We start from the raw sequence: 20,210 nt of genomic DNA, 5'->3' as shown, positions 1-20,210 counted from the left end.
TTGTTTAATAGATTTACACTAAAGGAGTGATGGTTATGATTCGCTATCCTAACGGAAAGGCCTATAAGCCATTGAATACCAGCAGTCCTTCCCCTAAAAAGCTAGAAGCTAGCTATAGCAATCGTGGTATGACGCTGGAGGACGATTTAAACGAAACAAATGAATACTATGTTTCAAAAGGAATAGCCATTGTTCACAAAAAACCAACCCCTGTTCAAATTGTAAAAGTAGACTATCCGAAGAGAAGTGCCGCTGTTATTAAAGAAGCTTATTTTAAACAGGCTTCTACTACAGACTATAATGGAGTCTATAAAGGAAAACACCTTGACTTTGAAGCAAAAGAAACGAGAAATAAAACCTCATTTCCGCTGCGTAATTTTCATGAACATCAAATTGAACATATGAAGCAAATTGTGAAACAAAACGGGATTTGTTTCGTTATATTAATGTTCTCTACTTTACAAGAAATATACTTGTTCGAAGCACAGTTCCTTTTTCCTTATTGGGATGCCATGAAAAAAGATGGACGAAAATCAATCCCTAAGGCAGATATTGAAAAAAAAGGACATTTCATGGAACTTGGTTACCATCCGAGAATCGATTACATAAAAACTATAGATAAATTATACTTTTAAGAGTATGATATATATGTTTACGGAAATCATTCTCTTACAATGCGTTGAAAGGTAGGAGTTTTTATGTCAGATAATTATCGCTCTCGTGAAGAACGACGAAGAGCTATGAATGACAACAAACCAGAAGGTAAATCTCAAGGAAAACCGAAAAAGAAGAAAAAAGGAGGCCTATTTCGTAAAATTGTTGCCGCAGTTTTACTGATAGGAATCATCGGGCTCATTGCCGGAGTGGGAACTTTTTTTGCTATGATAAGTGATGCTCCAAAAGTTGATGACTCGGTATTAAAAAACTCTTTTTCATCTAAAGTATATGCAAACGATGGAAAGACAGTTGTAAAAGAAATTGGAGCTCAAAAACGTACATATGTGCAATACGATGAAATCCCTCAAGTCGTCAAAAACGCATTTATCGCTACGGAAGACGTTCGTTTTTATAAACATCACGGCGTCGACTTTTACCGAATTGGCGGAGCATTAATGGCGAACTTTAAAAACGGCTTCGGTGCTGAGGGCGGTAGTACCATTACTCAGCAAGTGGTAAAGAATTCGTTCTTATCACCAAAGAAGACGGTTAAACGTAAAGTACAAGAAATGTGGTTAGCTTACCAGCTTGAGCGTAAATATTCCAAGCAACAAATTCTTGAAATGTATTTAAACAAAATATATTTCGCATCAGGTGAAGTATACGGTATTGAACGAGCAGCTGAGAAATTTTACGGAGTTAAAAGCGTAAAAGATTTAACTCTTGATGAAGCTGCTATGTTGGCAGGCTTACCAAAAGCGCCAACTACTTATAACCCAGTTACAAACCCAGAGAATGCTACTAAACGCCGTAACACAGTATTAAACTTAATGGCTAAAAACGGCTTCATTACACAAGCCGAGGCCGACAAAGCAAAACAAGTAGATGTACAGGCTCACTTAGCTAAACAAACTGAATCAACATCTAAGTACGATGTATTTATTGACCAAGTAATCGAAGAAGTAAAAAAGAAAACAGACGCGGATCCATTTTCTGCGGGCTTAGAAATTTATACAACGCTTGACACTAATGCTCAGGACTATGTGGATGATGTGATGAATAACAAAGTAGTCAACTTCCCGAACGATAAATTCCAAGCAGGTCTTGTCGTTGTAGATAATGAAACAGGCGGTATTCAAGCAATTGGAGGCGGACGTAATCGTGTATCAGGCGGCTTAAACTTTGCAACAAATATGAGACGCCAGCCCGGCTCAACAATTAAGCCGATCTTAGATTACGGCCCAGCGATTGAGAACTTAAAGTGGTCCACTGGACAACCGCTAAAAGATGAAGAATATCATTATTCAAACGGCACGCCAATCCGAAACTTCGGACGAAACTATAAAGGCTGGGTTTCAGCGCGTGAAGCTTTAGGACGCTCACTGAACATCCCTGCTTTAAAAGCGTTTCAAGCAACCGGTGCGGACAAAGCAAAAGAGTTCGCTACGGGCCTTGGGCTAAAATTAGACGAAGAAGACGGCGAAGCTTATTCTGAATCTTATTCTATCGGAGGATTCCGTACAGGTGTTACACCTCTACAAATGGCTGGAGCCTATAGCGCTTTTGCAAATGAAGGTATGTACAATGCACCGCATACAGTGACAAAGGTAAAATTCCCTGATGGAACAGAAATTGATTTAACGCCAAAACCAAAACGCGCAATGCAAGATTACACGGCATTTATGATGACGGACATGATGAAATCTGTCGTAAACGAATCATATGGTACAGCTCGTGCTGTTCGTACACCAGGATTAGAAATCGCGGGTAAAACGGGAACTTCAAACTTTAGTGCGGCAGACAAGCAACGATACAATATTCCAGACGCTGGTGAAAAAGACGTTTGGTTTAATGGATTTACGCCTAACTATACGATTTCCGTATGGACAGGCTATGAAACTCCTAAAGACGGCTATATTTTAAGTCCTAATGAAACAGGCATGGCAAAAAATATCTTTAAGCATGTTATTACTCATATTTCTGAAGGCAAACCTAAAGGAAGTTTCAAGCAGCCGGACAGCGTAGTTGAACGTTCCGTGGAAAAACCAACGGGCAAAGACTTAAAACGCCCAAGCGGCTCTACTCCTTCGAGCTTAATTACTAAGGAATACTTTGTACGCGGTACTGCACCGACAAAAGTATCTCAAACGTTTGTGAAGAAAGAAAAAGAAGAAAAGAAAGAAGATAAAAAAGAGAACAAAAAAGAGAAAAAAGACAATAAAGATGTGAAGCCAAAAATTACTGCTTCGTATAGCGGAGGAGCAATTTCAGTTAACTGGTCAGCTTCAAACGCAGCCAGTGATACGACCTTTACAGTCACAATGTCATCTCCTAACGGTTCTGAACAACTCGCATCTGGCGCAGGAGCCGGTGGAAAGACAATTTCCAATCCAGCACCAGGCGCAACGTATAGTTTCACCGTAACAACAAATACGGGCGAAAGCGCTAGTTCTTCTGTAAAAGTCCCTGATTCATCAGATCAAGCTACCGAAGATGATTCTACTAAGCCTGAAGATGACGGAACAACGGACGATAATCAAAATGAAGACAATAGCAACACTGATCAAAACAACGGCTCTGATCAAGGTGACGATTCATCTACTCAGCCGGATGATAACCAAAACAACAATAATGGCAACAATAATGGCAGCAATAACGGCGGTAACAATAGCGGCAATACCGATAATAACAATAATGATAGCGGCAATGCTAACGATGGTAATAGCGGCAACAACAGTAATAACGGAGGCACAACAACTCCTCCAGCAGACAACGGTGGAAGTGACTCAGGAAGTCAAACACCACAAACCCCTGCTACGCCATCGACGCCGGCAACACCTGCTACACCGCAGCAAGAGCCAACAACTGAAAATTAACGTAGCAGTAAAAAGCCCCTACACGTGTAGGGGCTTTATTTCTTGTGAAGAATAAGCATTTTTGCATACTGCTTACGCAGCTCATTAAATAATTCTGTCAGCTGAATATACGCTTGATAAGAAGAAACTCGCTGCAGCAAAAACATAAGTCTCTCAGCACAGTTAATAGGCTTATAGGTTAGGTCCGCTATATCTTCTTGCAGCCGATTTAAACGCCGAACGGGCTGTCCGTTAATCCAAAACAGTAAACTAATATACATCGCAGCAGCTTGTTTCATACAAGGGGCTGCTTCTTTTGCTTTTCGCACAGAAAAAAGCGTATACAGTTCTTCCCTTTGAGTTTCCCACTTTTCAAAAAATGGCCGTATGTTCTTTTGAACATCCCTCCAAGGTGTTTTCGTTTCTTTATGTACATCGTATAAAATATCATAAGCAAAATAATTTCTTCCATTTTTTTCATCTACTTCAAGAACCCGATCTTCTTTTGAATAGAATGGTTCGCATATGAAATGTGACGGCACTTCAATCGGTAACATCTGTCTTCTTCTCTTTTCCTTTCATTCGTTTCTTTCCTTCTCGGCAAAGATCAAGAAGCGGGCAGACATGACATTGAGGAGACTGTGCTTTACAGTGATAGCGTCCAAAAAAGATAAGTCGATGATGCGTAACAGACCATTCATCTTTCGGAATTTTTCTCATCAGCGTTTTTTCTACTTCCAAAACAGAATCTTTCCACCTGCAAATCCCGAGGCGCTTACTTACACGTTCTACATGCGTATCTACTGCTATTGACGGTACTCCAAAAGCTACGGATACAACAACATTAGCCGTCTTACGCCCTACTCCTGGAAGATTGGTCAGCTCATCACGATCTGTTGGAACTTCTCCTCCGTACTCATCAATGAGCATACGGCAGAGCTTTTGAATATTTTTAGCTTTGTTTCTATATAAGCCGATTGATCTAATATCTTGCTGCAGCTCTTCTAACGAAACGGCTAAATAGTCTTCAGGCGTTTGATATTTTTTGAATAAATCCGCTGTTACGCGGTTGACTAGAGCATCTGTGCACTGAGCAGATAGCGCCACAGCAATGACTAAATCAAAGGGATTCCGATGATTTAACTCACAGTGGGCGTCAGGAAACATTTCTGCCATAGCATCTAGGCACTGTCTGATTTGTTTTAACGTTAACATACTAGTTCTCCTTCTTCTTACAGGTAGTTCCCTCCTATTTTACAATAGGGTTCCTGTCAAATGCTACTTTTGTCCATATTCTTTTAAAAAAGCTGCTTCAAGATTCAATTACTTGGATCTTGAAGCAGCTTTTTATCCTGTCATTGCTCTAGCCAGTTAAAAAAAGGAATGGCTGATGTAGACTGAGAAGGGTTAACAGAAGATAGTTTTTTGGGCTGTTGATTTTGACGAAATTTTTGGCTATGCTTGCGGGCTTGATCAATGGTTTGAATACCATTTTTCTTCCATTCAAATAAAATACGATCAATATACCGGAAGTTTAATTTTCCAGACATCACCGACTCTCTTAGTGCCGCTTTAATAATAATGGGATCATGATGATCTTGATCAATCCACATCGCTAGCGTTTCGCATTCAAACGGAGACAATGCTCTGCCGAACTCTTTTTCAAACATTGTATATAAATTAAGCTCTTCTTGTTCTTCTTCGCTTTTTTCTACTTCTCTTGTTTCTTGCATCATATGATGAATAAGCTTTTCCCAAAGCGGTTTTAATGAATAACGTTCACAAATAAGGGCGTTTTGCTGTTGATCTTGCTCAATAGATAAAAAGCCGCGCTGAATTAATGCTCGCAGCGTATCCATACAGACAGCACTTGAAATACTCATTTTTGCCGCCAATTCGTTAGGTGTCGGGAAACCTTCACCGCCTTCAATGGAAACATAAATATGCATTAACGTCATGAATTCCGTTTCGTTCATTCCCAAATCGCTATAGTGATTAAACAGCAGCTTCGGAATTGAAACTGTGCCTTGTTCAAACCATTCAATTAACGTTTCTTTTTTCATATCCGAACACCTCAGTAGTTAGTATATCATGAAGTTTATAGTCAAAGTAATAATTATTCGAAGCTAAAAAAGCTTCTATGTAAAACTTTCCGCTGAAACCGTACCATTGCTCTGCACATATAAAATATATACGAACGATGACTTCCTTCCAAGAATATTACACTAACTTATTTTTTCGAGAATTGCAACTCCCTTTTAAGTTAGACTCTTTTCTATGTTTGCCTTTGTTTCCTTATGATATAAGTAAAAGCCTCGTTTTTCTTTTCTTTTTATGATTCATAAAGAACGCTAAAAAAGTATCCTGACTACAAGAGTCAGAATACTTTTTTCACTTCCTTACGGGTATAGACGGTTTAATAAGCGTGGGAATGGAATCGTTTCACGAACGTGTTCTACGCCGCTAATCCATGCTACCGTACGCTCAAGGCCTAAACCAAATCCTGAATGTGGAACTGAGCCATACTTACGAAGCTCTAAATACCACTTATACGTTTCAGTATCTAATTTGTGCTCTTCTACACGCTGAGCTAAAAGCTCTTGATCATGAATACGTTCAGAGCCTCCAATGATTTCTCCGTAGCCTTCTGGTGCGATTAAGTCTGCGCATAATACTACGTCTTCATTTGTTGGATCTGGCTGCATATAAAATGGTTTTAATGACGTTGGATAGTGTGTAATGAATACCGGCTTGTCATAGCTTTCTGCGATAGCCGTTTCATGCGGTGCTCCAAAGTCATCTCCCCACTGAATGTCTGTAAATCCTTTTTCATGTAAGAATTTAAGAGCGTCATCGTACGAAATACGAGGGAATGGCGCTTTAATTTGTTCTAACTTAGATGTATCACGGCCTAGTACATTTAACTCTAACTTACAGTTTGTTAAAACAGACTGTACGACATGAGACACATACTCTTCCTGTACTTTCAAGTTATCTTCGAATTGGTAGAAAGCCATCTCTGGTTCAATCATCCAAAACTCAATTAAATGACGGCGTGTTTTAGATTTTTCAGCACGGAACGTTGGACCGAATGAAAATACTTTTCCGAGCGCCATTGCCGCTGCTTCCATATAAAGCTGTCCGCTTTGAGAAAGATATGCATCTTCGTCAAAATATTTCGTGTGGAATAATTCTGTTGTTCCTTCAGGAGCACTTCCTGTTAGGATTGGCGGATCTACTTTTGTAAACCCGTTTTCGTTAAAGAATTCATACGTTGCACGAATAATTTCGTTACGAACCTTCATAACAGCATGTTGACGTTTAGAACGGAGCCATAAATGACGGTTATCCATTAAGAACTCTGTTCCATGTTCTTTTGGCGTAATTGGATAATCAACAGCTTCATGAATAACTTCAAGGCTTGTAACTGTTAACTCATAGCCAAACGGTGAGCGCTCATCTTCACGTACCACACCTGTTACATATAGTGATGATTCTTGCGTCATAGATTTAGCTAATTTAAAAGTTTCTTCTTCTACTTCAGCTTTTACAACTACCCCTTGCATGAATCCTGATCCATCGCGCAGCTGTAAAAAGGCAATTTTACCACTTGAACGTTTATTCGCTAACCAAGCACCAATTGTTACTTCTTTTCCTACATGCTTGCTTGCTTCTGAAATCGTAATTTTCACGATTAATATCCCTCCAAAAAACTTACATTTCGTAATTATGTATGCCATCCTATTATACATTTCGACAAACATAATAACAAGTAACAAACAAAAAGAGCCTTCTAACACGTGTGATTTGTGCTAAAAGGCTCCTTTGTTTTTAAATATAATCTTTTTTATTTCATATGACGAGTCATAAATGAATGGATGCGTTCCACTGCTTTTTCTAGCAGATCTAGTGATGTAGCATAAGAAAGACGTACATTTTCAGGTGAACCGAATCCTGAACCAGGCACTAGCGCTACCTTCTCTTCTTCTAAAATAGCTTCTACCCATGCATCAACTGTATCAAAACCAGTTAACTTTGCAGCTTCAATTGCATTAGGGAATAAGTAGAAAGCACCCTGTGGTTTTAAGCATGAGAACCCTGGAATGTTAATCAGCTTTTCATGAATTACGTTTAGACGCTCTTCAAAAGCTTGTCGCATCATTTCCACCGGCTCCTGAGTGCCGTTATAAGCAGCAATTGTTGCATATTGAGCAATAGATGTTGGATTTGACGTGCTGTGACTCGCTAGGTTTGTCATCGCTTTAATAACTGTAGCATCACCAGCTGCATATCCAATGCGCCAGCCCGTCATGGAATGTGACTTAGAAACACCGTTAATGATAATTGTTTTTTCTTTTAACGCTGGTGAAAGCTGTGCAATCGATACATGTTCATTTTGACCATACACAAGCTTTTCATAAATTTCATCTGATACGATAAAAATATCGTGCTTCAAGCAAACTTCTCCTAAAGCTTGTAGCTCTTCTCTTGTGTAAATCATACCTGTTGGGTTGCTTGGTGAATTGATAATAACAGCTTTGGTTTTAGCAGTAATAGCCGCTTCTAATTGTTCAGGTGTGATTTTAAATTCGTTATTTTCAGAACCTTCAACGAATACTGGTGTACCTTCTGCTAACTTTACTTGCTCAGGATAACTTACCCAGTAAGGAGTTGGGATAATCACTTCGTCACCTTCGTCTAACAGAACTTGAAATAACGTATACAGTGCGTGCTTAGCACCTGTACAAACAATAATTTCAGAAGGTGAATACGTCAGGCCTTGGTCGCGTTTGAATTTTTCAATTACCGCTTCTTTTAATGGTGCAAGGCCGCCTGCTGGCGTATATTTTGTCTGACCATCATTCATTGCTGTAACAGCCGCTTCTAAAATGTGCTGCGGCGTATTAAAATCAGGTTCCCCTGCTCCAAGTCCAATCACATCATGACCAGCCGCTTTCAATTCTTTCGCTTTTGCTGTAATCGCTAATGTTGATGATGGCGTTAATGCTGATACACGTTTTGCTAACTTCACTAAAATCTCCCCCTATGAACTAAAGCTATAATCAGCCCGCGGGCTGATTATAGATAAAAAATTGGCTTCATTTTCATAAAGCGCTGAAATCTTATATTATGACACATATGGTATTTCATATGGTATAAACGATTTATGATTGAGATAAGCTGTATCGTTTTATAAATTCACCGCTAGAGAAATCAAGATAATAGTATGTTAAATGTTTCTTATCTTTATCCACATATGTTACTTCCCACAGCGGCTTTTTATTTTCAATGCCTAGGCGCACCGACTTAATTTCCTGCGGATTTTTATCATTTTTCACAATGGAAATGGCTTTCTCTTTTGTGATCCCGCTGCTTGCTTTCTTTAAAACAGCTGTTTGTTTTTTGCTTTTAGGCATCCAAGCAATTACCTTTTGATTGCTTCGGTTTGTACCTTCTACTACATAAAATGCATGATTGCCGAAATATGGCTGGGTGCTTGTGACAGATTTCAAATTAAATTCTTTTTTTGCTTGGGATGCTGCTTTTTCCTCAGCAGACTGCACATCCTTCACGGACGAGTGATAAATGCTAAAAGAAATGCCCCCGATAATTAAAAGCACAGCAGCTACCGCTACAATAATTAACTTTTTCATAAAATCCCTACTTATGTACGATAAATTGTAAATACAGCTTTGCTTTGATCTTCTTCATCTAACGCTAATCCGAACATCAAATCTTGCTTTTTCAACGTGCGATTCAAACTATCAACAATTTTATATAAATCCGAGGAATTTTCCACGCGGACAGTTGATAATACTTCAATCCTACTTTCCATTGTAAACCTCCTAGCTCGTCTATCACGACGCAAAAATGACGATATCCGTATTATAACAGGTATCAAAAACCATCGTCATCTTTTTCACTCATCAATCCAATCTGTACGTTTTGCGTAAAAACCGAATAAATAAGTAAACATATATAATATTATAAGGAATTTACCTCTTTTTGCAAAAGGAAATTTATTTATTTTGCAGAAAATTTCATCACATCATAGGATTTTAGCGACATTTTAATAGAGTAAGCGCTCCCCTCTCTTACGTCATATAATTCAATCCATTCAGCTGTTAAATTTGAAAGCAGTCGAGGGGAATAGGAACGGCCTGGTTTCGTAAACGCAACCGCAAGCTGTGTATCTATTTGCTTCAAAAATGCATTCGAAAAAAACGTTCCCTCTCCAAAATTAGGAATTTTCAATACATCTACATGGGTAAGAGGAATGCGTAAAAACTTTTCTTCTACTTCATCTGAGCTGCTCATTGCATATAGAATCCGATGTTCTCCGATTGTAAATAATAGATCCATAGCCGCTGTTTTTTGCTTCGATGCATGCAAGACATCAACGTGTATATTATTTGTTAACTGAAATAAATCACTTTCTTTCCACTTCTCTGTTTGAAATTCCGCCTGGTACTCAGCCGGGACAATAATACGCTCTATATGATAATCATTCACAGCTCGCTGAACATTTGAATCATAGTACTTTTGCTGTTTCGTAATCACTAATTGGTTGATTTTTTTTACTTTATATCGCTTCAACCACTTCTTTAGCTCGGGATAGGAAGATGCATTCCCGGTATTTATTAAAATAGTCTCACCGCTTCCGTCTTGAATCAGACTCGCTTCTCCAGCTGAAAGAGGTAAAAAGGTGATCACTACTTCATCAGCTTGTAAACCAAAATCTACGTTTTTAATGACGGCTGCTGAAACCGAACAGTTCATAAAACTAAAAAACAGTACAGCACTTATTAATATTTTAATCATACACTGTCCTCATTTGCTTATCATAGTATATTACTATCGTCTCTCAAGTGAAGAAACAGTATGCATAAAAAAAAGACTTAAGCGTATGCTCAAGTCTTTTCATTCCACCATTCTTTGTAGTCCAGTAATATATTCGAAAACGTTTTTTGAACAACCTGGACTTTTGGAAGTGAGTGAAGGAAATGGTACCCATATGCTGTTCGCGTAATACGATTATCAAAAATAAATATAGCTCCTCGGTCACTTTTGGAACGAATCAACCGTCCAAATCCTTGTTTAAAACGGATAACGGCCTGGGGAAGTGAATAATTCATAAAAGGACTTTTTCCTTCTTTTTTCATCTGCTCAAATTTAGCTGTCAGCAGAGGTTGATTTGGAGATGAAAAAGGAAGTCTGACAATTACGAGACATGATAATAAATCTCCTGGCAGATCAATTCCTTCCCACAGACTGTTTGTACCTAATAGAATGGAATGCTCAAACTGGCTGAAGTCCTTTAGCAGTCTATTACGATTTCTAGTTGTGACTCCTTGACCGAGCAGTACAAACTCTTCAAGATCGTTTAACTCTTTTAAATAACCATACGTAGCTTTCAACATGTCATATGAAGTAAAAAGCACCAGCATACGACCATTTGTTACTTTAGCTACGTCAAGAATACTTTCTGCCATCATAGCGCTATACTCATATAATGATACTTCGTTAACAGCAGGCATATCTTGAGGAATATAGACTCTAGCTTGCTTCTCATAATCAAACTCGGAAGGGAGAATGAGTTGAGCAGGCTGAAAGTCATATAACCCTAGCTCTTGAATTAAATAATCAAATGTTCCATTCACCGTCAATGTAGCCGATGTTAAAATAACGCTTTGTTTCTTAGCGAAAAATTCATCAGCCAGCGTATCGGCAATGGAGGTAGGCTGACTATAGATATACGTAGCATTCGCTGCTCCTTTTGGTTCAATCTCAAACCACGTTACGTGATGACTCTGCTGTTTGAACAAAAGCTTTTCTATTTGCTGAGATATATGCTCAAATCCTTTAACAGCCGTTTGAAATTCATGAAGAGACGACTGTTCATTTTTTGTGACTTTGTCATATAGTTCGTCAAAGGAATGTTTTGCCCCATCATTCCATGTAAAAAGATCGTGAATTAAAAAACGAATGCGCGACGCTGCTTCTTGAATAGCCGTCCAGTAATGCCCATGCTCCTTTTCCACTTTATATCGATAGCTGCTTCTTCCAATCTCGCCCTGCTGATTGCCGATTCTTTTTTGGACAAAAGAATGAATCAAGCGAAATAAGTCATCGCACTCAGAATGAAGCTGCACAAACAGGTTTTGAAGAAGTTCAGTGTTAAGCTCGATGCTATATTTTACAAACGTATGATGAACTTTTTTTAACAGCCCTTTGTCTTGAATAGTTCCGATTCTGTTTAATAGCGCATGAACTGCAAAATAATCTAAGCGCTCTCCCAGTTCTTCTCCGGCAATGTCTTCTAAGTGATGAGCCTCGTCAATAATAATTTGTTCATAATCAGGCAGCAGCTCATGATTACTCATCACATCCATCAACAGCAAGCGATGATTTGTCACTACGATATGGGCATTTTGCGCTCTGTTCTGCGCTCGTTCATAAAAAGAATAAAGTTTCCAAGGATGCTTAAAATCACTTGGAGACGGATTGCTTTCATTTAGCTGTTCCCAAAAAAGTTTGCCGCCAGAAGGCAGGTTTATTTCATCGCTGTCGCCCGTTTCCGTTTCCGTCAGCCAAATAAGCAGCTTCGCTTTTGTGAGGATTGCATCGTAATTATTATTGCGCTCTTTTAAGAGCTGAATAAACTTTCTTATACTAATGTAGTGTTCTCTTCCTTTTAAAACAGCTGCTGTAACAGGAAACGGAACAATCTTTTCTAGAATGGGCACATCTTTTTCGATGATTTGCTGCTGAAGCGTTACCGTGTTAGTTGAGATAATGACTGGTTGATGATGAACAGAAGCATAAAACACAGCAGGAACTAAATAAGCGTAGGTTTTACCAATACCGGTCCCGGCTTCAATTAAAGCATGCTCATTACCTGCAAAGCACTCTTGTACAAAGTTCATCATCTCCCACTGCCCTTTTCGTTCTTCAAACAATGGCAGAGCCTGATGGAACAGCTTTTGCTTTTCAGCTTCAAATATTTCGTAAGTATGAGAGTGCTGCTTTTCATTAGCTGAATGCGGCTGATATTTATTTAGCGCAATGCCATGTATAAATTCATAACAATCATCCTCGGCATAACTTTTATCATCTATAACTTGTTGAATCAGTTCTCCAATTTCACTTTTAAAGTGCAAGCTTAGCGCATACAGCTGCTTTAAAGTTGTTAGAGGTAGCTTCTTTAATTTTTCAATTAGTAATAGTAAAATACGTGCCGTTACTTCTGCATCACTATCTGCTTGATGAGGGTTTTCATGTTCAATATGTAAATACTCAGCTAATTGGCTAAGTTTGTACCCATCAACTGTAGGCAGCAGAATCCGGGCCAGTTCGACGGTATCTACGGTTGAATTATAAAGTGTCTCCCTTCCGCACTGATAGAGTTCTTCTTGTAAAAAAGTTAAATCAAATGCCACATTATGTGCAACAAAATAAGCATCATCTAGCAATTCTATAATTTTAGGTGAAATTTCTTCAAATAAAGGCGCATCTTTCACCATATCATTTTGAATGTTAGTTAGTTGTGTAATAAAAGGCGGAATATCCATACCCGGATTTAAAAAACTAGAAAAACGTTCAACAATTTTGCCGTCTTCTACTATGACAGCAGCAAATTGAATCATTTTATCTCCTTGTTTTGGAGAATGTCCCGTCGTTTCAAGATCTACCACAACAAAGCGTTTATTCACGGTCAACACCTCGCAAGTCTGTCTTTTTATAGTATAAAGTGAAAGCCTGCTCTATATGCTTTAAAAGCGCAACTCCTTCTCGTGAAAAACAGAGAGGCTTTCATACATAGAAGTTTTACTTTAGTGTGTATAGAGGTTTATACCGTTCACTTACTAGCGTATGTATTCAAATAAAAATCCCCCTCATAAAGGGGGACTGTTCTTATAGAATTGTACCAGCTGGTTCTTGTTTAAGCAATTGTTGGATTTTATTCTGCTCATTCATAATCGCTACAGTTGGATGATGGTGGGCTACTTCTTCATTTGCTACGAGCGCATAAGAGATAATGATGATAATATCTCCAGGCTGCACAAGTCTTGCAGCAGCTCCATTTAAACAAACTACGCCGCTCCCGCGTTCGCCGGGAATCACGTACGTTTCCAAGCGAGCTCCGTTATTATTGTTTACAATTTGCACTTTTTCGTTTGCCGCTATTCCTACTGCGTCTATGATATCTTCATCAATGGTGATACTGCCAACATAATTTAAGTTGGCTTCAGTTACATGAGCTCTGTGTATTTTAGCGTTCATCATCGTGCGAAACATTTAGTTATCCCCCTGTACGTCTACAATTACATTATCAATCAAACGAGCTTTAGAGAATTGAACAGCTAAAGCAATAATGATTTTGCCAGCGGCTTGTTTAATCGGTTTTAGCTCTGGATACGTATAAACCTCGATATAATCCACTTTACCGCTCGTATATTGCTCAATTTCTTTTCCAATGGTCTGTTTAATAATTTCTACGTGCTTCTCTCCGCTTTCAAGCAGCTGCAGAGCGCTTTGTAAACTCTTAAATAAAACAGGTGCCTCTTCTCTTTCTTTATCTGTTAAATATACGTTACGAGAACTTTTAGCTAAGCCATCTGCTTCTCTCACCGTATCTACTGCTCTAAGCTCCACTGGGAAATTAAAGTCTTCAATTAAGCTATCTACTACAGCAACTTGCTGTGCATCTTTTTTACCAAAGTATGCACGATCTGGTGTTACAATGTGAAAAAGCTTTGTTAGTACCGTGGCTACTCCATCAAAATGGCCGGGGCGCTTCTGTCCACACAATACGTCTACACGATCTGTCACGGTTATAGCAACTGAACGGCTTGACTTATACATTTCCTCTACTGAAGGATAAAACAAATAGTCGACGTTAGCTTCTTTTGCCACGCGCTCATCGCGCTCAAAATCTCTTGGATACGTATCAAAATCTTCATTCGGCCCAAATTGAGTCGGGTTCACAAAAATACTTAGCGCCACTACTTCATTTTCTGTGCGGGCCGCTCCAAGTAAAGTAGCATGGCCTTCATGCAAATAGCCCATCGTCGGGACAAATCCAATTGAGCGTCCAAGCTGCTTTTCTTTTTTCATCTCCTGCTGCATGTCTTTAATTGTTGTAATGACTTTCATCTTATTTCCCTCCGTACAGTGCTGTTAACTGCTCTTCTTTCATTGAAAAAGTATGTGCTTCTTTCGGAAACTCTCTTTTTTTCACTTCACTTACATACTGTGAAAGCCCTTGTGAAATAGGCTCATTTATTTTCGCAAATGACTGAACAAATTTGGGCACACGCTCTACGCCGTACGTTAATACATCGTGGTATACAAGTACTTGACCATCCGTGTCAGCTCCTGCTCCGATTCCGATTGTAGGAATGCTTAAGCGTTCAGCTACTTGTTTTGCTACTTGTTTAGGAACACACTCTAATACAACAGCAATAGCTCCCGCCTGCTCACACTTGATCGCGTCTTGGATTAGCTGTTTTGCTTCTTTCGCTTCTTTCCCTTGCACTTTATAACCGCCCAGAACACCGACAGACTGAGGTGTTAACCCGAGATGTGCAACAACCGGAATACCAGCTTGCGTCAATTCTGAAATTGTATAAAGAACATCATTTGCTCCTTCTACTTTTAAAGCATGAGCTCCGCTTTCCTGCATAATGCGAGCAGCATTTCTCATCGTGTCTTCTTTCGACACGTGATAGGACATAAATGGCATGTCGGTGACGATAAATGTATCAGCAGCTCCTCTTTTAACCGCTTTTGTATGATGAATCATGTCATCTACCGTTACAGGAATCGTAGAGTCATATCCTAAAACGACCATTCCTAGAGAATCGCCTACTAAAATCATGTCTACGCCTGCTTCCTCAGCGTACTTAGCTGACGGATAATCGTACGCAGTCAGCATCACAATTGGTTCATTGTTTTGTTTCATACGTAAAAAATCTAATTTTGTTTTCACTAACTTTCTCCTCCTTCTCAGAGGAGATGAGCGCACGTCTGCACACAAAAAGCCCTTCTACCTATAAAAGGAAGAAGGACTTTGACAGACTTCATCTATAAAAAGCACACTTTACCTAATGTGCTTACCTATGCGTCATCCCTCTGTCCTAGTCCTTAATGGATCAAGGCAGATTTATTGTCGTATTAAAAATAAACAAACGAGTATCAAGTGAAGTTCTTGCGATACTACCTTGATACTCGTATTATAATAAAAATTTCTTTATTTTTCTACTATTTTTTAGCAGAGAGCTCAATATCTGCAGAATGAATTCGGTGTATAACTCCTTCATCATCTTCAATCAATAAAACGCCTTCATCTGTTATGCCTTTTGCAAAGCCTTCAATGTTGGCTGTCATCGTGCGCGCTATAATTCGCTTGCCAATACTAATTGCATACGTTTCCCAAAGAACTTTAATTAAACCAAAGCCATTTTTTAAGTATTCTTCGTAAAGGGTTTCTAACTTTAAGAAAAACGCTTGCATCAAAGCTGCACGATTAATTTCTTCACCTTTTTCAATACGTAAAGATGTGGCAATGTGTTTGATTTGTTCATTAAAATCCGTTTCCTGCTGATTCACATTGATGCCGATTCCAATGATGACCGAATGAATCCGGTCAAAATCAGCCTGCATTTCTGTTAAAATCCCAACTAGCTTCTTCCCATTTAATAAAACATCATTAGGCCATTTAATGTCTGGAGAAAGGTTCGTCACTTCTTGAATGGCCTGTACAACAGCCACTGCTGATAGTAGAGTCAGCTGAGGAGCCTGCTGCGGAGGGATAGAAGGACGCAGTATAATACTCATCCAGGCACCAGTATATTTTGGGGAATACCACGCTCTATCAAGTCTTCCTCTCCCTGCGGTTTGCTCTTCAGCAACTACAACCGTTCCTTCTTTTGCTCCTTCTTGAGCGATTCGATGAGCAATTTTCTGAGTAGAATGCACGCTTTCCTCATAATGAATATACTGACCGATTTTTGTTGTTTGGAGCCCTAATAAAAGCTCGTTGCTGCTTACTTTGTTCGGCTTCCCAACAATACGATAGCCTTTTTTACGAACAGCTTCAAGTTCATAGCCCTCTTTTCGCAGCTCTTCGATATGCTTCCATACAGCTGTTCTTGAACAGCCTAATAAATCGCTGATCTTTTGTCCGGAGACATAGTCCCCATCTGCGTTCGTAAACATTTCAAGCAGCGTTCTTCTTATATCTGACTGCAAGACTGCACCCACTTTCTTATTGAAGATTTCGTGTTCATTAACTCATTGTATAGAACTTTCTCCTCAATTTCTTTTAACAGTTGAGACACCCATGGACCACCCTTTTTACCTGTCCACACTAAAAGATCTTGACCATTTATATCTAAATCTTTTAAAGAATGAATAGGCAGCTCGCTATAGATGTAAAGAAGCTCATGTTCATTCATATACTCATTGCTTCGAAGAAGTTGTAAAATACGATTCACACTTACGCTGGCCTGCTCTCCAATTGTATACATGATGCGTTTTGACCATCCATTTTCCAACACGTCTCGAAGACCAATAGACTGAAGCTGAATATCTTTAATTTGCTTATTAGATAATTTCCAGCTTTTAAAAAATGCCTGCTTGTCTTGAATGTCGAGTAGATGTACCAGAAGTGTCCATGACTCCGATACTCGCTGAAGCATCATCCAATCGTGTGCACAAACAGATCGGAATTTTTGCGGATCTACATTCAATTGGGGCAAGTAGCGATACAGCTCCGTATCTGCTACAAGTGCTAATGCTAAAGACGGACGCTTTCCGCTCAGCATTTTTTCGAATTCAACTGTAATGCGTTCAATAGAAACATGCCTCAGCAGTTCACCGTATTGTTGAATGGCTCTTTTAGTTTGATCAGACAGCGAGAACGCCAGCTGACTGACAAAGCGAACGGCTCTCATCATACGAAGAGCATCTTCATGAAAGCGTTCTTTAGCATTTCCGACAGTACGAATTAACTGGTTTCGTAAATCTTCTCTTCCATTAAATGGATCAATAATTTCTCCTTTTGCATTCATAGCCATTGCATTGATTGTAAAATCGCGACGCTGCAAATCTTCTATCAGAGACGAAATAAACGTAACGGACGAGGGACGACGAAAATCATCATATTCTCCCTCAGAGCGAAAAGTGGTTACCTCATAGGTCTCGTTCTCATGGACAACGACAACCGTACCATGCTCGATTCCTACATGAATCGTCTTAGGAAAGAGTTCCATCACTTGTTCAGGCCTAGCTGACGTAGCGATATCAATATCTCCAATCGTCCGATTTAAAATGAGATCCCTAACCGCTCCTCCAACAAAATACGCTTCGTAACCGGCTGTCTCCAGTTTTTCAATAACATAAAGCGGATGAATGAACGGTTCTTTCATAACTTCCTCCATTCTTCAACCCTGTACCAATTTATAATAAAGTTTTTCATATTGACTCACAATCTCTGTTGAATGAAATTTATGATTAACTGCGCTTAGAGACGCTTCCCTCATTTGGTGATGCAGCTGTTCATTTTCAAGTAGCTGAATTGCTTTGCTCGCTGCGTCTTCGACGTCTCCCACTTCGCAAATATATCCTGTTTTTTCGTGTTCAATTACTTCAGGAATTCCGCCTATATTTGTTCCGATGCATGGAACACCACAAGCCATAGCTTCTAAAAGTACAAGCCCAAAGCTTTCTTTTTCAGACAATAACAGTTTTAAATCGCTAATCGAATATAATTCTGCTACATTTTCTTGTTTCCCAAGAAATAATACAGAATCTTGAAGATTTAGCTCTCTTACTAATTGAGACACAACCGTCATTTCAGGGCCGTCTCCTACAAGCAGCAGCTTAGACCGAAGCTTTTTATTAATAATAGCAAATGTTTTGACTATATCTGTAACTCGTTTGACTTGACGAAAGTTTGAAATATGAATAACGACTTTTTCATTTTCTAATATGCCATACTCCGCTTTTAAATACTGCACTTCTTTTTTATGATAAACTCGTTCATCAATAAAATTATACATCGTTTCAATTTCTTTATCTGGACTAATCAAATGGTGAGTTTGATCAACAAGTGACTGAGATACAGCCGTCACTGCATCTGATTTCTCAATTCCAAATTTAATTAAGTCTTTTAACGATGGATCCTCTCCTAGAACCGTAATGTCTGTCCCATGAAGAGTCGTCACAATTTTCACTTCGTGCTCCACCATTTGTTTAGCTAAAATCCCGCAAACGGCATGGGGGATTGCATAGTGCGTATGAATAATGTCAAGCTTTTCTCTTTTAGCCACTTCAGCCATTTTACTGGATAAAGCCAGATCATACGGAGGGTATTTAAAGACGGAGTACTGATTTACATCTACTTCGTGAAAATAAATATTTGGATATACTTTCGTCAATCTAAAAGGCATGCTAGAGGAAATAAAATGAATTTCGTGCCCTTTTTCAGCCAGCAGCTTCCCTAGCTCCGTTGCTACCACTCCTGAACCTCCAACGGAAGCATAACATGTAATACCAATTTTCAACTTCATTTATTTTCCACCTACTAAATCGTCGTACATCAAAATCGGTTTTTTAGATAAAAAACCTTCACCGTAGGCTACCCCGACTTCTTTGCCAAATAATCGCTCTCTGCTCTCTACCGTTTCAATATATCCGTTTACCAGCGGCGTATCAAACGTATCTGCTGTTTTTATAAATTGACTTTCATAAGCCTCTAGACTAGCTACTTTCTTTTGAAACGTGCTTGATACATCTACGATAAAATCTGGCTTATGAAATCCATTTATCATATAGAAATAAAGAGACTCAGCACGATGAGCTTTTTGCTTTTTATAATCGATATAATTTTTAACGCCAGCGGAAAACATGGCCTCTTCTACAAGCTTTGCACAATTTCCATGATCAGGATGACGATCTTCAAAGTAAGGAGCAAATATAATCCTTGGTTGATACGTGCGAATGACTGAGGCTATTTCAGCTATATACTCTGCCTTTAAAACCAAACCTCTGTCTGGTAAATGCAGATGAATTCGCTCATGAACACCTAAGACATCAGCAGCTTTAGACGCTTCTTGTTTTCGAATTTCAACCGTTCCATTTGAAGAAAGTTCAGCTTGCGTCAAATCGCAAATAACTACCTTCAAACCTTGTTCACTCATTCTTGCAATGGTTCCACCCATGCCGATTTCTACATCATCGGCATGAGCACCAAAGGCAAGGATATCTATTGTTTCTTTCATTATCTTCACCCTATTTTTTTATAATTGAACGCCAATGCAAATCGCCTCGTTCAAGTCCATGAATTAAAATCTCTGCTGTTCCCATATTCGTTGCAAGAGGAACCGCATAGACGTCACATAGGCGCATCAGAGCTGAAATATCAGGTTCATGAGGCTGAGCTGTTAACGGATCTCGGAAAAAAATAACCATATCCATTTCATTTTGAGCAATTAAAGCTCCTATCTCCTGATCTCCTCCAAGCGGTCCTGATTGAAAGCGGTGAACCTTCAAACCTGTTGCTTCTGAAATACGCGTTCCTGTTGTTCCTGTTGCGAACAGCGAATGTTCCTGTAAAATCGCTTGATAGGCTGTTGTGAATTGTACCATATCATTTTTCTTTTTATCATGTGCAATTAAGGCGATTTTCATTTT

19 protein-coding genes are annotated in these 20,210 nt (G+C 39.1%); 2 read left to right on the top strand and 17 right to left on the bottom strand.

The window, feature by feature from the left end:
* Positions 1-35: 35 nt before the first annotated feature.
* The gene (recU, locus tag JNUCC25_RS07065; RefSeq protein ID WP_013056110.1) at positions 36-635 is read left to right on the top strand and encodes a Holliday junction resolvase RecU; all 600 of its coding nucleotides are present in this window, start codon (positions 36-38) and stop codon (positions 633-635) included.
* Between the two features lie 63 nt (positions 636-698).
* Entirely contained in the window at positions 699-3,533 is a 2,835-nt protein-coding gene (locus JNUCC25_RS07060; protein ID WP_454223007.1) for a transglycosylase domain-containing protein, read from the top strand.
* A 35-nt stretch (positions 3,534-3,568) separates the two neighbouring features.
* Here the strand turns inward: JNUCC25_RS07060 and JNUCC25_RS07055 are convergent, their stop codons facing one another.
* From JNUCC25_RS07055 to mgsA, 17 genes are all read right to left on the bottom strand, one after another.
* Complete coding sequence (locus JNUCC25_RS07055) at positions 3,569-4,069, bottom strand: YpoC family protein (RefSeq protein WP_029325128.1); 501 nt, start codon at positions 4,067-4,069, stop codon at positions 3,569-3,571.
* Complete coding sequence (gene nth, locus JNUCC25_RS07050; protein WP_064471477.1) at positions 4,056-4,727, bottom strand: endonuclease III; 672 nt, start codon at positions 4,725-4,727, stop codon at positions 4,056-4,058. Before nth ends, JNUCC25_RS07055 begins: the two co-directional genes overlap by 14 nt.
* 140 nt (positions 4,728-4,867) lie before the next feature.
* Positions 4,868-5,575, bottom strand: a complete 708-nt coding sequence (locus JNUCC25_RS07045; RefSeq protein WP_016763459.1) for a DnaD domain-containing protein — start codon at positions 5,573-5,575, stop codon at positions 4,868-4,870.
* A gap of 336 nt (positions 5,576-5,911) precedes the next feature.
* Positions 5,912-7,204: an asparagine--tRNA ligase gene (gene asnS / locus JNUCC25_RS07040; RefSeq protein ID WP_028407969.1), complete on the bottom strand. Its 1,293-nt coding sequence runs from the start codon at positions 7,202-7,204 to the stop codon at positions 5,912-5,914.
* A 155-nt stretch (positions 7,205-7,359) separates the two neighbouring features.
* Complete coding sequence (locus JNUCC25_RS07035) at positions 7,360-8,544, bottom strand: pyridoxal phosphate-dependent aminotransferase (protein WP_013056104.1); 1,185 nt, start codon at positions 8,542-8,544, stop codon at positions 7,360-7,362.
* Between the two features lie 133 nt (positions 8,545-8,677).
* On the bottom strand, positions 8,678-9,166 hold the full coding sequence (locus JNUCC25_RS07030) for a cell wall elongation regulator TseB-like domain-containing protein (protein ID WP_013056103.1): 489 nt from the start codon (positions 9,164-9,166) through the stop codon (positions 8,678-8,680).
* Between the two features lie 11 nt (positions 9,167-9,177).
* A complete protein-coding gene (locus JNUCC25_RS07025) occupies positions 9,178-9,348 on the bottom strand; it encodes a YpmA family protein (RefSeq protein ID WP_013056102.1) in 171 nt (56 codons plus the stop codon).
* A 188-nt stretch (positions 9,349-9,536) separates the two neighbouring features.
* Complete coding sequence (locus JNUCC25_RS07020; protein ID WP_029325126.1) at positions 9,537-10,334, bottom strand: ComEC/Rec2 family competence protein; 798 nt, start codon at positions 10,332-10,334, stop codon at positions 9,537-9,539.
* An 89-nt stretch (positions 10,335-10,423) separates the two neighbouring features.
* On the bottom strand, positions 10,424-13,225 hold the full coding sequence (dinG, locus tag JNUCC25_RS07015) for an ATP-dependent DNA helicase DinG (protein WP_029325125.1): 2,802 nt from the start codon (positions 13,223-13,225) through the stop codon (positions 10,424-10,426).
* Between the two features lie 202 nt (positions 13,226-13,427).
* Positions 13,428-13,811, bottom strand: coding sequence for an aspartate 1-decarboxylase (gene panD, locus JNUCC25_RS07010; protein WP_013056099.1), 384 nt, complete (start codon positions 13,809-13,811; stop codon positions 13,428-13,430).
* Positions 13,812-14,669, bottom strand: coding sequence for a pantoate--beta-alanine ligase (gene panC, locus JNUCC25_RS07005; protein WP_029325124.1), 858 nt, complete (start codon positions 14,667-14,669; stop codon positions 13,812-13,814).
* A gap of 1 nt (position 14,670) precedes the next feature.
* Positions 14,671-15,504 carry a 3-methyl-2-oxobutanoate hydroxymethyltransferase gene (gene panB, locus JNUCC25_RS07000; RefSeq protein WP_014460974.1) on the bottom strand — a complete coding sequence of 278 codons (834 nt, stop codon included), beginning with the start codon at positions 15,502-15,504 and terminating at the stop codon, positions 14,671-14,673.
* A gap of 272 nt (positions 15,505-15,776) precedes the next feature.
* The gene (locus JNUCC25_RS06995; protein WP_016763453.1) at positions 15,777-16,766 is read right to left on the bottom strand and encodes a bifunctional biotin--[acetyl-CoA-carboxylase] synthetase/biotin operon repressor; all 990 of its coding nucleotides are present in this window, start codon (positions 16,764-16,766) and stop codon (positions 15,777-15,779) included.
* Positions 16,751-17,944, bottom strand: coding sequence for a CCA tRNA nucleotidyltransferase (locus JNUCC25_RS06990; protein WP_013082321.1), 1,194 nt, complete (start codon positions 17,942-17,944; stop codon positions 16,751-16,753). Before JNUCC25_RS06990 ends, JNUCC25_RS06995 begins: the two co-directional genes overlap by 16 nt.
* Positions 17,945-17,959: 15 nt before the next feature.
* Entirely contained in the window at positions 17,960-19,087 is a 1,128-nt protein-coding gene (bshA, locus tag JNUCC25_RS06985; protein ID WP_013082320.1) for an N-acetyl-alpha-D-glucosaminyl L-malate synthase BshA, read from the bottom strand.
* Positions 19,088-19,798, bottom strand: a complete 711-nt coding sequence (gene bshB1 / locus JNUCC25_RS06980) for a bacillithiol biosynthesis deacetylase BshB1 (protein ID WP_016763451.1) — start codon at positions 19,796-19,798, stop codon at positions 19,088-19,090. It lies immediately after the preceding gene.
* A gap of 10 nt (positions 19,799-19,808) precedes the next feature.
* Positions 19,809-20,207 carry a methylglyoxal synthase gene (gene mgsA, locus JNUCC25_RS06975; RefSeq protein ID WP_013056092.1) on the bottom strand — a complete coding sequence of 133 codons (399 nt, stop codon included), beginning with the start codon at positions 20,205-20,207 and terminating at the stop codon, positions 19,809-19,811.
* Between the last annotated feature and the right edge of the window lie 3 nt (positions 20,208-20,210).

This window comes from Priestia sp. JNUCC 25 (genome assembly GCF_053667915.1).
The sequence above is the reverse complement of the archived record's forward strand: the minus strand, read 5'-3'. Positions and strand labels throughout refer to the sequence as shown.

Bases quoted from the DNA above. Each gene is read 5' to 3' on its own strand.
- bshA (WP_013082320.1), bottom strand. From the start codon at position 19,087: ATGAAGTTGAAAATTGGTATTACATGTTATGCTTCCGTTGGAGGTTCA.
- JNUCC25_RS07025 (WP_013056102.1), bottom strand. From the start codon at position 9,348: ATGGAAAGTAGGATTGAAGTATTATCAACTGTCCGCGTGGAAAATTCC.
- JNUCC25_RS07045 (WP_016763459.1), bottom strand. From the start codon at position 5,575: ATGAAAAAAGAAACGTTAATTGAATGGTTTGAACAAGGCACAGTTTCA.
- nth (WP_064471477.1), bottom strand. From the start codon at position 4,727: ATGTTAACGTTAAAACAAATCAGACAGTGCCTAGATGCTATGGCAGAA.
- bshB1 (WP_016763451.1), bottom strand. From the start codon at position 19,798: ATGAAAGAAACAATAGATATCCTTGCCTTTGGTGCTCATGCCGATGAT.
- mgsA (WP_013056092.1), bottom strand. From the start codon at position 20,207: ATGAAAATCGCCTTAATTGCACATGATAAAAAGAAAAATGATATGGTA.
- JNUCC25_RS07055 (WP_029325128.1), bottom strand. From the start codon at position 4,069: ATGTTACCGATTGAAGTGCCGTCACATTTCATATGCGAACCATTCTAT.
- JNUCC25_RS07060 (WP_454223007.1), top strand. From the start codon at position 699: ATGTCAGATAATTATCGCTCTCGTGAAGAACGACGAAGAGCTATGAAT.
- JNUCC25_RS07030 (WP_013056103.1), bottom strand. From the start codon at position 9,166: ATGAAAAAGTTAATTATTGTAGCGGTAGCTGCTGTGCTTTTAATTATC.
- panD (WP_013056099.1), bottom strand. From the start codon at position 13,811: ATGTTTCGCACGATGATGAACGCTAAAATACACAGAGCTCATGTAACT.
- JNUCC25_RS06990 (WP_013082321.1), bottom strand. From the start codon at position 17,944: ATGAAAGAACCGTTCATTCATCCGCTTTATGTTATTGAAAAACTGGAG.
- recU (WP_013056110.1), top strand. From the start codon at position 36: ATGATTCGCTATCCTAACGGAAAGGCCTATAAGCCATTGAATACCAGC.
- panC (WP_029325124.1), bottom strand. From the start codon at position 14,669: ATGAAAGTCATTACAACAATTAAAGACATGCAGCAGGAGATGAAAAAA.
- JNUCC25_RS07020 (WP_029325126.1), bottom strand. From the start codon at position 10,334: ATGATTAAAATATTAATAAGTGCTGTACTGTTTTTTAGTTTTATGAAC.